The 12,491-nt window shown below is 65.6% G+C and carries 10 protein-coding genes; 5 read left to right on the plus strand and 5 right to left on the minus strand.

Going from position 1 to position 12,491, the window contains the following annotated elements; all coding sequences use genetic code 11:
- Positions 1-32: 32 nt before the first annotated feature.
- Together Q0743_RS20935 and Q0743_RS20940 are read right to left on the minus strand one after the other, a co-directional pair.
- Entirely contained in the window at positions 33-1,424 is a 1,392-nt protein-coding gene (locus tag Q0743_RS20935; RefSeq protein ID WP_298243394.1) for a M48 family metalloprotease, read from the minus strand.
- A 135-nt stretch (positions 1,425-1,559) separates the two neighbouring features.
- Positions 1,560-2,408: a thermonuclease family protein gene (locus tag Q0743_RS20940; RefSeq protein WP_298243383.1), complete on the minus strand. Its 849-nt coding sequence runs from the start codon at positions 2,406-2,408 to the stop codon at positions 1,560-1,562.
- A 310-nt stretch (positions 2,409-2,718) separates the two neighbouring features.
- On the opposite strand from Q0743_RS20940, the gene Q0743_RS20945 reads away from it, so the two are divergent.
- The 4 genes from Q0743_RS20945 (at position 2,719) to Q0743_RS20960 (ending at position 7,992) form a co-directional block, all read left to right on the plus strand.
- On the plus strand, positions 2,719-3,927 hold the full coding sequence (locus tag Q0743_RS20945; RefSeq protein WP_298243384.1) for an ABC transporter substrate-binding protein: 1,209 nt from the start codon (positions 2,719-2,721) through the stop codon (positions 3,925-3,927).
- Between the two features lie 133 nt (positions 3,928-4,060).
- On the plus strand, positions 4,061-4,849 hold the full coding sequence (locus Q0743_RS20950; protein WP_298243385.1) for an enoyl-CoA hydratase: 789 nt from the start codon (positions 4,061-4,063) through the stop codon (positions 4,847-4,849).
- A 2-nt stretch (positions 4,850-4,851) separates the two neighbouring features.
- A complete protein-coding gene (locus Q0743_RS20955) occupies positions 4,852-5,598 on the plus strand; it encodes a hypothetical protein (protein ID WP_298243386.1) in 747 nt (248 codons plus the stop codon).
- 279 nt (positions 5,599-5,877) lie between these two features.
- A complete protein-coding gene (locus tag Q0743_RS20960; protein WP_298243387.1) occupies positions 5,878-7,992 on the plus strand; it encodes an acetate--CoA ligase family protein in 2,115 nt (704 codons plus the stop codon).
- A gap of 208 nt (positions 7,993-8,200) precedes the next feature.
- Here Q0743_RS20960 and Q0743_RS20965 read toward each other — a convergent pair whose 3' ends face one another.
- Genes Q0743_RS20965 through Q0743_RS20975 form a run of 3 tightly spaced genes read right to left on the minus strand, consistent with a single transcriptional unit; the run spans position 8,201 to position 11,271 of the window.
- A complete protein-coding gene (locus Q0743_RS20965; protein WP_298243388.1) occupies positions 8,201-9,013 on the minus strand; it encodes an enoyl-CoA hydratase/isomerase family protein in 813 nt (270 codons plus the stop codon).
- 16 nt (positions 9,014-9,029) lie between these two features.
- Positions 9,030-10,190, minus strand: a complete 1,161-nt coding sequence (locus tag Q0743_RS20970) for an acyl-CoA dehydrogenase family protein (protein ID WP_018316466.1) — start codon at positions 10,188-10,190, stop codon at positions 9,030-9,032.
- Between the two features lie 16 nt (positions 10,191-10,206).
- Entirely contained in the window at positions 10,207-11,271 is a 1,065-nt protein-coding gene (locus Q0743_RS20975) for an acyl-CoA dehydrogenase family protein (RefSeq protein ID WP_298243389.1), read from the minus strand.
- A gap of 251 nt (positions 11,272-11,522) precedes the next feature.
- Between Q0743_RS20975 and Q0743_RS20980 the strand changes: the two genes are divergently transcribed.
- Complete coding sequence (locus Q0743_RS20980) at positions 11,523-12,308, plus strand: SDR family NAD(P)-dependent oxidoreductase (protein WP_298243390.1); 786 nt, start codon at positions 11,523-11,525, stop codon at positions 12,306-12,308.
- The last annotated feature ends 183 nt before the right edge of the window (positions 12,309-12,491 follow it).

The raw sequence follows: 12,491 nt of genomic DNA on the forward strand, positions 1-12,491 counted from the left end.
CGCGCCCCGGGATGACGTGCGCTTAGCGCACGTCAATCCGCGACGATCTTCACGCGGTCGCGCACCTTGACCTGCGCGGTGCGATCGAGCCCGTTCAGCACGCGGAAGCGTTCGGCGGGGTGATCGACGCCGGCCATGCGGTGGGAGAGCGATTCCACGGTGTCGCCGGGCTGCACGGTGATGACCTTGATGCGCAGCGGCCGGGCGGCCTGGATCTCGTCGAGGGTCAGGCGGCGGAATGAATTGACGGTCTCGCGCGCATTGCGCTCGCTCTCGGTCGACTTCTGCCGCGTCGCGAAGATGAAGCGGTAGACGTCGCTGCCGAAGCGCAGCGCGTAGACCTTGAACTGCCACTGGTCGCCCTTGGCGGTGGCGGACGCGGCCGGGAAGCCGTTGATGCTGAGGTCCTCGGTGGACGCCTTCTCGACGCCCTCCATCCAGCCGGAATTGAGGTAGTCACCGAGCGACTGCTCGGCCGGCACGCGCACCACGTCGAAGCGCATCGCCTGGGCGCCGCCTTCGCGCACGCCGATCACGGCCTGGGCGGTGTTGTCGAGCGTGAAATTGTCCGGCGCCTGGAAGGTGAAGCCGAGCTTCGGATGCAGGAAACGGCGGCCGCGCACGAAACCTTCGCTGGGATCTTCGCCGTAGACGAGGTTGTCGATCGCCGCGAGATAGCTCTCGCGGTCGCGCTCGGCGCCTTCGGGCGCAGTGTATTGCCGCGCGATGTTCTGCGCGTTCTGCACGCGCTCCGGCGTTGCCGGGTGCGACGAGGTGAAATCCTGCGCGCGCGGATCGAGCGAAGACTTGCCGGCCTTCAGCTCGGCATTGCGCTCCATCGCCGAAAGGAATCGTGCAGCACCATAAGGGTCGAAATGCGCCTTGGCGGAGATGCCGACGCCGATGCCGTCGGCCTCGAATTCCTGCTTGCGCGAGAAGCTCGCCATGGTGAGCTTGGTCTTGGCCAGTGCGAGCGCGGTGAGGTCGGGGTCGTTGCTCATGTCGGTGACGACGCGGGTGACGATCGCGGCCTGGCGCGCCTGGTCTTCGCGCATCGCGGCGTGCTTGGACAGCACATGCGCCATCTCGTGGCTGAGCACGGAGGACAATTCCGAGGTGTCGCTGGCGAGCGCGAGCAGGCCGCGCGTGACATAGAGCTGGCCGTTCGGCAGCGCGAAGGCGTTCACCGCACCGGAATTGAGGATGGTGACCTTGTAGCCCTGGTCGGGACGGTCGGAGGCGGCGACGAGCCGGTCGACGGTCTTGCTGACGAGTGATTCGAGCCTGGGATCGTCGTAAGCGCCGCCATAGCTCGCCAGGATGCGCTCATGCTCCTTTTCGGTGGCGGGGGTCTGGGCGACGGCCGGTTTCGGCTTCGGCATGGCGACGGTCGCCGGAACGGCGGCGGTCTGGAACCGGCCCATGTCGCCGCAGCCCGCCAGCGCCGCGCCCAGCACGAGGCATAGCGCGGCCGGCGCCGCCCGCAGGCGGCGGCGTTCGTTCCGTACGTGCCGTTCTAGCACCCCATTCACGTCGCTTAACCCGTGCCTGGCCCTTCTTTAGGGCCTTACCCCTGTCGGCTCGTTTGCGCCCAGCAACTCGACCTGTCCCACGAGCCGCACATCGATCCGCGGTCCCGTACTTCCCTCGACCCAGCCTCGAACTCGAATACGTTTATTTTCCAGGGACTTAAGGGTAATCCCGGCGCTTTCGAACGCCGGTAACGCGCGCTTTGAAATAGTCGCGGTGAAGCCCCGTGTCCAGTTCCGCCCGAAGTTGAGATAGGTCATTGCCCCAGCTTGCCGGACTGACAGGACTTTACCCTCGACCACCACAAAGCGCCCGATCCCCGCCAAAATATCGTCCGGACTTTCCGCGTTTTTTATGGCCGACGGGTCAGCCCAGTTGCCCATTTTTTGGCGCCGCGCCGCGGCTTCCGACGCCATCAAGGCGGCGGCGCAGTCCCTGTCCGTGATCTCGGCGGAGACCAGGGCGTCGCCCTGGGCCAGCAGCATGGCTTGCACGGAAGCCTCGCTCGCGCCGATGAAGACCAGCGCGCCCTGGCGGCCGTAGCGGTCCGGCGTGTCGTCGGTACCGCGTAAGCTGACGTCGCGGCCTGCGAGCAGCGATGCCAGCGCCTGCCTGGTGTTCGCCGTGGGCTCGATCCCGCTGAGACGGATTTCGCGGCCGTCATCGAGGCGCACGCTGCGCGCATCGACGATGGCGGCGACGCGGCCTTCGCCTTGCGGCTCGAACTGGCACGGGCTCGCGAGCGCGGTGTTGGCCGCGACGAGAGGATACAGGATGATGAGGTGGAGCAGTCGCGTCACGTGACCCGGAGAGGTTGCGTTGTGCTCTGGTTGTAACGCAAACGTGGCGAGCCGCGAAGACTCTCGTAGAGTGGGCAAAGCGAAGCGTGCCCACGTCTTTGGATCATCGCGCCGACTCGTGGGCACGGCGCGAAGAGCGCGCCTTTGCCCACCCTACGGCAGCTCGTGTGACGCGTCGCTATTGCCTCACAGCACCATCGTTTTGCTTGCGCTGTCTCGCGGAAACATCTTGCGTCTTCTCGCCATTCCGCTTTGCGGAAAGCGAGCGATGATCATTCATCTTCATGGCACCTCGCGCTTGCTGCGCTGTTGCGCATGCGGCATGATTGCGGCAACACCAATAACCAAGCCGCCATTCAGAGACAGGCGATAAAGGGAGGTCTTTTCCATGAAGAATATTTTGTCGGGCATTTTTGCCGCAGCGTTTGCGCTGAGTGCGAGCGCCGCCGCGCAGGCCCAGGACAAGCCGCCGCTCAAGATCGGCGGCATCCTCGACATGTCGAGCCTCTATGCCGACATCACCGGTCCCGGCAGTGAGACCGCGGCCAAGATGGCCGTCGAGGATTTCGGCGGCGAGGTGCTGGGGCGCAAGATCCAGGTGCTGGCGGCCGATCATCAAAACAAGGCCGATCTCTCCGCCAACATCGCCCGCGACATGCTCGACAACCAGGGCGTCGAGATGATCTACGACGTCGCGGCCTCCGCGACCGCGCTTGCAGCTGGTGAGATCGCCAAGGCGCGCAACAAGATCATCATGTTCAACGGCCCGGGCTCGATCCGCCTCAGCAACGAGGCCTGCGGCCCCTACACCATTCACTACGTGTTCGACACTTACGGCCAGGCCAATGTGACCGGCCTTGCGGCCGTGAAGACCGGCCTCGACACCTGGTTCTTCCTCACTGCCGATTACGCGTTCGGTCAGGATCTGGAGAAGGACACCAGCGCCGTCGTCACCAAGACCGGCGGCAAGGTGCTCGGCAGCGTGCGTCATCCGCTCAACACCTCGGATTTCTCGTCGTTCCTGCTGCAGGCGCAGGCCTCCAAGGCCAAGGTGATCGGGCTTGCCAATGCCGGCGGCGACACCGTCAACGCCATCAAGCAGGCGGCGGAGTTCGGAATCATGAAGGGCGGCCAGAAGGTCTCGCCGCTGCTCGCCTTCGTGACCGACATCGACTCGATCGGGCTTGAGACCGCACAGGGCCTGCTGCTGGCCGAAGCCTTCTACTGGGACATGAACGACGAGACGCGCGCCTTCTCCAAGCGCTTCCAGGAGCGCGTGAAGCGGCCGCCGACCTCGGCGCAGGCCGGCGTCTACTCCTCCGTCACGCATTACCTGAAGGCGGTGAAGGCGGCCGGCACGACCGATGCGGCGGCGGTGATGAAGATCATGAAGGAAACGCCGATCAACGACTTCTTCGCCAAGAACGGCAAGATTCGCGACGACGGCCGCATGATCCACGACATGTATCTGTTCGAGGTGAAGAAGCCGTCGGAATCGAAGGGCCGCTGGGACGATTACAAGCTGCTCGCCACCGTGCCCGGCAGCGAAGCGTTCCAGTCGCTGGAGCAGTCGCGTTGTCCGCTGGTGAAGAAATAAGCCTCGTCATTGCGAGGAGCGAAGCAATCCAGAGATGTTTCCGCAGAGGCAGTCTGGATTGCTTCGTCGCAAGAGCTCCTCGCAATGACGGTGTGGCGAGCGTTCGGTCAAATAACGAGAGGAAGGCGCCCCCATGAACGACATGGTCCTGCAGAAGCTCGAAGGCGGGCTGCTCACCATCACGATGAACCGGCCGGAGCGGAAGAACGCGCTCAATCCCGAGATGGTGGCCGGGCTGGTCGAAGCTGCACGCCGGGCGGCTGACGATCCCGAGGTGCGCGCGGTGCTGTTCAAGGGCGCCGGCGGCTCGTTCTGCGTCGGCGGCGACGTCAAGTCGATGGCGGCCGGCCGTGCGCCGCTGCCGTTCGAGCAGAAGCTGGCGAACCTCCGCCGCGGCATGGAGGTCTCGCGTATCCTGCACCAGATGCCAAAACCCGTGGTGGCGCAGCTCGACGGCGCCGCGGCCGGCGCGGGCCTGTCGATGGCGCTGTCCTGCGACCTGCGCATCGCATCCGAGTCCTGCAAGATCACCACCGCCTTCGCCAAGGTCGGCTTCTCCGGTGACTATGGCGGCACCTATTTCCTGACCCAGCTGCTCGGCAGCGCGCGGGCGCGCGAGCTCTATCTGATGTCGCCGGTGCTCACCGCCAGGGACGCGCATGCGATCGGCATGGTCACCAAGGTGGTGCCCGATGCCGAGATCGATGCCGCCGCGCACGAGCTCGCGCTGTCGCTGGCGCAGGGGCCCTCGATCGCGCTCGGCTTCATCAAGCGCAACATCAACAATGCCGAGCATCTGGCGCTGGAGGATTGCTTCGACGGCGAGGCGATCCACCACACCCGCTGCGGCGACACCGAGGACCACAAGGAGGCCGCCAAGGCCTTCGTGGAGAAGCGCAAGCCGACGTTCAAGGGCGCATGACCATGGCGCCCTATCTACGGCTGCGGCAGATCTGCCTGGTCGCGCCGCAGCTGGCGCCTGTCATCTCCGATATCGCGGAGATCATGGGACTTTCGGTCTGCTACCGCGACGGCAACGTCGCGAAATACGGATTGGAGAACGCGCTGCTTCCGGTCGACACCATCCTGCTGGAGGTGGTTGCACCTTTCAAGGACGGCACCACGGCCGGCCGCTTCATCGAGAAGACCGGCGGCCGCGGTGGCTATATGGCGATCTTCTGTTGTGACGATCCCGACGAACGCGGCCGCCGCGCCAATGCGATGGGCGTGCGTACCGCCAACGTCATCGATCATGCGCCCTATCACGGCGTGCAGCTTCACCCCCGCGACTGCCGCGCCGCCTTCATCGAATTCAACCACACCGAAGGCAGCGACGATATTCTGGGCGCGTATCCGCCGGCCGGACCGGACTGGCAGAAGTCCATCCGCAAGGACGTGACGCAGGCGCTGGTCGCGGTGGAGATGCAGAGCCCGGACCCGAAAGGGCTGGCGGCGCATTGGGGCAAGATCATCGGCGTTGCGGCGGACGGCTCCGAGCTGAAGCTGCCGAACGCAAGCTTCCACTTCGTGAAGGGCGCCAGCGAGATCATGAGCGCGCTGGAGTTTCGGGTGACTGATCCTGCGAGCGTGCTGCATGCGGCGAAGGCGAAGGGGCTCGCGGTGGCGGGGAACGAGTTCTTGCTAGGTGGGGTGACGTTTCGCGTCGGTTGATTCCCTCGTGGTGATCCGTCACCCTGAGGTGCTCGCCTCTTCGGCGAGCCTCGAAGGGCGACGGCCACAGGCGGGGCCTGAGCTGTTGTCCTGATAGCTCTCAATCCGTAATCCTGAGGTGCGAGTGATGGGGCGTGAAGCGCCCCATCGAGAGCCTCGAAGGATGGGCGGCCCGGCCGGTGGCCGTTCATCCTTCGAGGCCTCCGCTACGCTCCGGCGCCTCAGGATGACGGGTCAACGACAGCGCGGCGTTTGCACGAAGACGAAAGGATCCACCTCATGCCGCATCCGCTCGACAGCTTCTTCGCACCCGCCAGCATCGCGCTGATCGGCGCCTCGCGCGATCACGAGAAGATCCCGGGCCGGCTGCTGTCGATGCTGCGCAAGAACGAATATCCCGGGAAGATCTACCCGGTGAACCCGAACTACGCCGACATCGACGGGCTCGCTTGCTTCAAGTCGATCGCAGAGATCGGCGCGCCGATCGACCTTGCCGTCGTCATCATCCCCGCCCGCGCGGTGCTGGCCGCACTCGAGCAATGCGCCGCCGCCGGCGTCAGGAATGCCGTGATCATCTCCTCCGGCTTTGCCGAGGAGGGCGGCGACAGCGCGGCGATGCAGGATGCGATCGCGGCGCTGGCGAAACGCACCGGAATGCGGATCTCCGGTCCGAACGCCGAAGGCTTCTTCAGCCAGGTGCAGCGCGTGGCGGCGACCTTCAGTCCCGCTGTGGACGTCAAGCCTGATGTGGTGCCGCTGGTCGCCACGCAAAGGCGGATCGGCATCGTCGCGCAGAGCGGCGGCATCGGCTTCGCCTATTATCATCGCGCGCGGGCGCTCGGCGTCGCCGTCAGTTATGTCGTCAGCGCCGGCAATGAAGCCGACCTTGGTGCCGGCGAATTCCTGGATTATCTGGTGCAGGATGCCTCGACCGACGTGATCCTGCTGTTCATCGAAGGCATTCGCGACGTCGACAAATTCATCGCCGCTGCACGCCGCGCCGCCGAAATCAGGAAGCCGGTCATCGTCGCAAAAGTCGGCCGCTCCGGCGCGGGCCAGCGCGCTGCAGCCTCGCACACCGCGAGCATGGCGGGCTGGTCGGCGGCCTATGACGCGGTGTTCGCGAAATACGGCTTCATCGTCTCCAACGATCTGGACGAGGCGCTGACGATCGCAGCATTGCTTGTCAGCAATCCGCTGCCGAGGGGCGACCGGGTCGCCGTCGTCACCGTCTCCGGCGGGGCCGGCATCTGGGGCGCCGACGCCGTGGCGCTGCAGGGCCTGCAGGTGCCGGAGCTGTCCGAGTCCGTTCAGGCGGGAATCAAGCAGTTGATGCCGTCCTATGGCACGGCGCGCAATCCGATCGACGTCACCGCGCAGGGCGTGACGTCGGGCGGCCTGCAGAAGAGCGTCGACGTGCTCACGGTGTCCGACGAGGTCGATGCGATCCTGGTCGTGCTGTCGCTGTCGAGCGAGGTGCGCAAGCCGTTCAAGGAAGAGGAGCTGGCGCCGGTGTTGTCCGCGCAGCACAAGCCGGTGGTGTTCTATTCCTACACCGTGCCGTCCGACTTCGCGCGCCGCGAGCTTGCGAAATCAGGTGTCGTGGTGCTCTCGGGCCTGACCCATGTCGGCGTCGCGATGCGGCAACTCGTCGACTACGCCAATTTCAGGCTGCCGCCAGCTGCGGACACGACGCGGCTGCCCTTGCGCGATCTGTCCGCGCATCTGACGTCTCCGGTTCTGTCCGAGGCCGACAGCAAGGCATTGCTCCGCGCCGCCGGCATCGCGCTGCCGGGCGAGGTGTTAGTCAAGGACAAGAGCGGGCTCGACGAGGCGCTCGCCTGCGTCGGCTTTCCCCTGGCGATGAAGATCCAGTCGCCCGATATCGCTCACAAGAGCGAGGTCGGCGGCGTGCGCCTCAACGTCACCACCAAGGGCGAGGTGTTTCTGGCATTCGAGGCGCTGCTGAACAATGCGCGCGAGCACAGGCCCGAGGCGTCGATCCAGGGCGTGCTGATCGGCCCGATGGCGAAGCGGGGTGTCGAGATCATCGTCGGCACGATGACGGATGAGACGTTCGGGCCGATGGTGATGGTGGGTCTCGGCGGCGTCACGACGGAGCTGTTCCGCGACGTTGTCTATCGCCCGGCGCCGGTGAGTGCGGAGGAGGCCGGCGCGATGCTGGCGAGCCTGAAAGCGGCACCATTGCTGAATGGATTTCGCGGGGCGGTGAAGGCGGATGTGCCGGCTCTCTCGCGGTTGATCGCCGACATCTCCGTGCTAGCGGCAGCGCATGCCAGGGAGATTTCGGAGATCGAGCTGAATCCGGTGCTGGTGCACGGTGAAGGGCAGGGCGTGACGATCGTCGATGCGCTGGTGGTGGGAAGGAAGTAAGCCGCGACACATTCCGCTGTCGTCCCGGACAAGCGCGCCCTCAGGCGCGCGCGGTTCCGGGACCCATAACCACAGGGAGTAGTTTGGCGAAGACTCGGAGTGATCATCTCGCCCCACACCTCTCCCTGTGGTTATGGATCCCCGCGTTCGCGGGGATGACAGGGGAGGTTGTGGTCGCGGTGAAGTGATACGGCCAGCGCCGCCGTGATCACCTTCCCTTGAAATTCGCGACGCGCCGCTCTTCCGTGGCCTTGACGCCTTCCTTGAAGTCTTCCGTCGCGCGCAGGCGGGTCTGTTCGGCGAGCTCGTGATTGGTCGCGGCCATGACGCGGTCGGCGAGGCCGTTGCGCATCGTGGCGCGGGTGGAGAGCAGGCCGAGCGGGGAGCATTCGGCGATCTCGCCTGCAAGCTTCATTGCCTCCGCCTTCACCTGGTCCTGCGGCACCAGCACATTGGCAAGGCCCCACTTCACGGCTTCCTCACCGGTGACGCGGCGGCTGGTGTAGAACATCAGCTCGGCGTTGTTCTTGCCGATCAGCTCGGGGAGCGTCGTCGTCAGGCCGAAGCCGGGATGGAAGCCGAGCTTGGTGAAGTTCGCGGAGAAGCGCGCTTCGGGGCAGGTGACGCGGAAATCCGCGGACACCGCAAGGCCGAGGCCACCACCGATGGCGGCGCCCTGCACGGCGGCGACGATCGGCTTCTTGGCGCGGAAGATGCGCACGGCCTGGATGTAGAGATGGTTGATCGCGCCGAGGCTGTCGGCGGGGTCGCCCTTCTTGTCGGCTTCACGCGCTTCCTGCGCCTGACGCGCCGGATCCTGGAAGTTGGCGCCGGCGCAGAAGGCCTTGCCCTGCGCCGAGAGCACCGAGGCGCGGATCTCGATGTCGCGGTCGAATTCGTCGAGCGCATCCGCGATCTGGTTGATCAGCGAGATGTCGAAGAAGTTGAGCGGCGGGCGGCGGATCTCGATGGTGCCGACGTGTCCGACCTTCTCGACGCCGATATCTTTATACGTGCTCATGATGTCCTCGATTGAATTAGCGCAAACCAAGTCCGCGGGCGATGATGCCGCGCAGCACCTCGGTGGTGCCGCCCTGGATGGTGAGTTTCGGTGCGGTCTTGATCGCGAAGTCGAGCTGCCGCTCCAAGGTCTCGCGGTTGGTCGCGGTCTCCTCGACGAAAGCAGCAAGGTCGCGGACGCGGTGCGGAAGCTGCTGCTCCCAGACCGTGCCGATGTCCTTGACGATGGACGCCTCGACCACCGGCTCCTTGCCGGCCTGAAGCATGCCGGCGACCGAGACCGACATGCGCCGCATGGTGTGGAGCTGGGCGACGAGACGGCCGATGCCCTCGGCGCTGCGCGTGTCCGGATTGGGCCCGACCGCGCGGACCAGCTCGGTCAGCACGTAATAGGTCTCGAGGAAGCGCTCGGGGCCGGAGCGCTCATAGGCAAGTTCGCTGGTCGCCTGCTTCCAGGCGCCGTCGACCTCGCCGAGCACGTGGTCATCAGGCACGAAGAAGTCGGTGAAGACGACCTCGTTGAACTCGTACTGGCCGGTGATCTGGCCGATCGGATTCACCTTGATGCCCGGCTGCTTCATCTTGACCAGAAACTGGGTCAGGCCGTGACGGCGGTTTTCCTTGGTCGGCTGTGACGTGCGGAAGATCGCGATCATGTAGTCGGCGATATGCGCCGACGAGGTCCAGATCTTGGTGCCGTTGATGAGATAGCCGCCGTCGGTCTTGGTCGCGCGCGTCTTCGCGGCGAACAGGTCCGAGCCGGAGTTCGGCTCGCTCATGCCGATGGCAAAGCAGATCTCGCCGCGGCAGATCCGCGGCAGGATGTCCATCTTGATGTGTTCGGGCGCGTATTTCAGCAGCACCGGTCCGCTCTGGCGGTCGGCGACGAAGAAGCGTCGCGTCGGCGCGTTGGCAACGCGCATCTCCTCGGTCACGACATAGCGTTCGAGGAAGGAGCGTTCCTGGCCGCCATATTTCTTCGGCCAGGTCATGCCGAGCCAGCCCTTGGCGCCGACCCGGCGGGAAAATTCCGGCGCGTCCGTGTCCTCGCGGTTGGGCTTGTGCGGATCGAAGGTACCGGCGGCGATTTCCTCGGCGAGGAAGGCGCGCACCTCCTTGCGCAATTGCTCGCACTTCTCGGGCAGGCGGATCGGGTCGAAACGAAGGGCGGCGGTCATGTGTGTCTCTCCCTGATCAGCGCGACGCCACGAGCGGCCATAATTCGTCGGCGCCGCGGCTTGCGACCAGCTTGCCGAGTTCGACGGCCCAGTGGCTCTCCGAGCCGAAATCGTCGCGCCAGGCCAGCGCCCGCAGCGAGTAGCGGTGCAGGATGTGCTCCATGGTGAAGCCGATCGCGCCATGCACTTGATGCGCGATGGCGCCGCCCTTTTCGGCTGCTTCCGCGCAACGGATCTTGGCGGAGGCGGCTTCGAGATAGACCGCGTCGTCGAACGATTTTGCGTTGGCGATGGCGTCGGCCGCCGAGGTTGCGGCGGCAAGCGCGGCGGCGGATTCGCCGGCGAGGCGGGCGAGGTTGTGCTGCACGGCCTGGAATTTCGAGATCTTCTTCTCGAAGGCGACGCGCTCGTTGGAATAGCGCACGGAGATGTCGAGCATCGATTCCAGCGCGCCCGCGATCTGCAGACTGCGCGCGACGCCGCCCATCAGCATGAGCGTGGTCTGGTCAAGCCCCTTCGGAGCGGCTTTCAGCGTGACGGGCTGGACCTTGTCGAGCGTCACGGTGTCGCTGTGGTCGTAGCCGACATTGAGGCCGGATTCGATGCGGCCCTTGCCGGCATCGACCAGCGCGATCACGGCGCCGTCCTTGCCATGCGCCAGCACCGCAAAGTGCTTTGCCGCTTTCGCAAAAGGCACGCCGCGGGCGCGGCCGGAGAGCGAGCCGTCGGCATCGAGGGTGATACGGTCCTTCGGGCTGGCCGGCAGCACTGTCATCTCGCCGTCGGGCGAGGCGATCTTCGCCTGTGCCAGCAGCCAGCCCGCCAGCATGGTCTCGGCCAGGGGAACCGCGACCGCGAAGCGGCCGGCGGCGTTCAGCAGGGCAAAGCCGTCGGCAAGGCTCGCGCCGGAGCCGCCGAGATCGTCGGGCACCCAGGACAGCGGCAGACCGGCTTCGCTCAGCGCCTGCCACAGCGGCGCCTGCCAGGAATTCTTCTTGTCGTTGTTGATGGTTTGCGGATCGGCGAGATCGGCGAAGATCTTCTCCGCGGTCTCGACGACGATGTTGTCACTCTCCGCCACAGCGTTCCCCGTGCTTTTTCCGTTGGCGCGTCCCGTCTGGTCGAGCGAGCCGCGCAGGTCTTCTTGGTAAGTCTTCTTGCGCCCGATGATCCGAAAAAGCCATGGCCCTGACAAGCGTTGATCGCAGGTCAACCTGCGGCGCAGGCATGGGGGCCAAGCTAATTCCGCTTAGCGGAGTTTGCTCGATTTGCAGGGCGCTGCAAACTCGCTAAACAGGGCGCCAGCAACTTGCAGAGGGAAGGAAACACCGGATGGCAAAGGATGGCTTGTGCGCAATCGTGACGGGGTCTGCCTCCGGCCTTGGCGCGGCGACGGCGGAAATTCTCGCGCGCAGCGGGGCGCGGCTCGTCATCAACTATTCGTCGAGCCAGAAGGAGGCCGAGGCCACCGCCGAGCTCTGCCGCAAGGCCGGTGCGGCGGAGGTGCTGGTCGCGCAGGGCGACGTGTCAAAGGACGATGACTGCCGCAAGATCGTCGCGGCTGCGAGCGGCTGGGGCCGGCTCGACATCCTCGTCAACAATGCCGGCACCACCAAGCATGTCGCTCACGCCGATCTCGACGGCTTGTCGGCTGAAGATTTCCAGCGCCTCTATGGCGTCAACACCATCGGCCCGTTCCAGATGGTGCGCGCTGCGCGCAGCCTGCTCGAGGCCGGCGCGAAGGCGTCGGGGCGGCCCTCCGCCGTGGTCAACGTGTCCTCGGTCGCCGGCATCAGCGGCGTCGGCTCGTCGATCGCCTACGCCGCGAGCAAGGGCGCGCTCAACACCATGACGCTGTCGCTGTCGCGCGCGCTGGCACCGCTGATCCGCGTCAACACCGTGTGCCCCGGCTATATCGACACGCCCTGGTTCACCAAGGGCCGCGGCGAAGCCGGCGCCAAGCAGGTGCGCGACAGCGTGGTGGCGAAGGTGCCGCTGAAGGTCGCATCGACTGCGGATGATATCGCCCAGCTCGTCTGCTTCCTGGCGATGCCGGCCTCCAGCAACATGACTGGCGAGGTCGTGCGCATGGATGCGGGGATGCATCTGATTACGTGAGGTCGCGCTCCAATCTCCGCCGTCATCCCCGCGAACGCGGGGATCCATAACCACAGGCAGAAGTTGCTGCGCGACTCCGATCACTCCGAGTCTTCGCCAAACTTCACCCTGTGGGTATGCGACGAGCGCAAGCGCTCGCGCCGGGGTCCCGGATCGGCGCGCGCTTAGGGCGCGCTTGTCCGG

This window comes from uncultured Bradyrhizobium sp. (assembly GCF_936943645.1).
Lineage (GTDB): Bacteria > Pseudomonadota > Alphaproteobacteria > Rhizobiales > Xanthobacteraceae > Bradyrhizobium.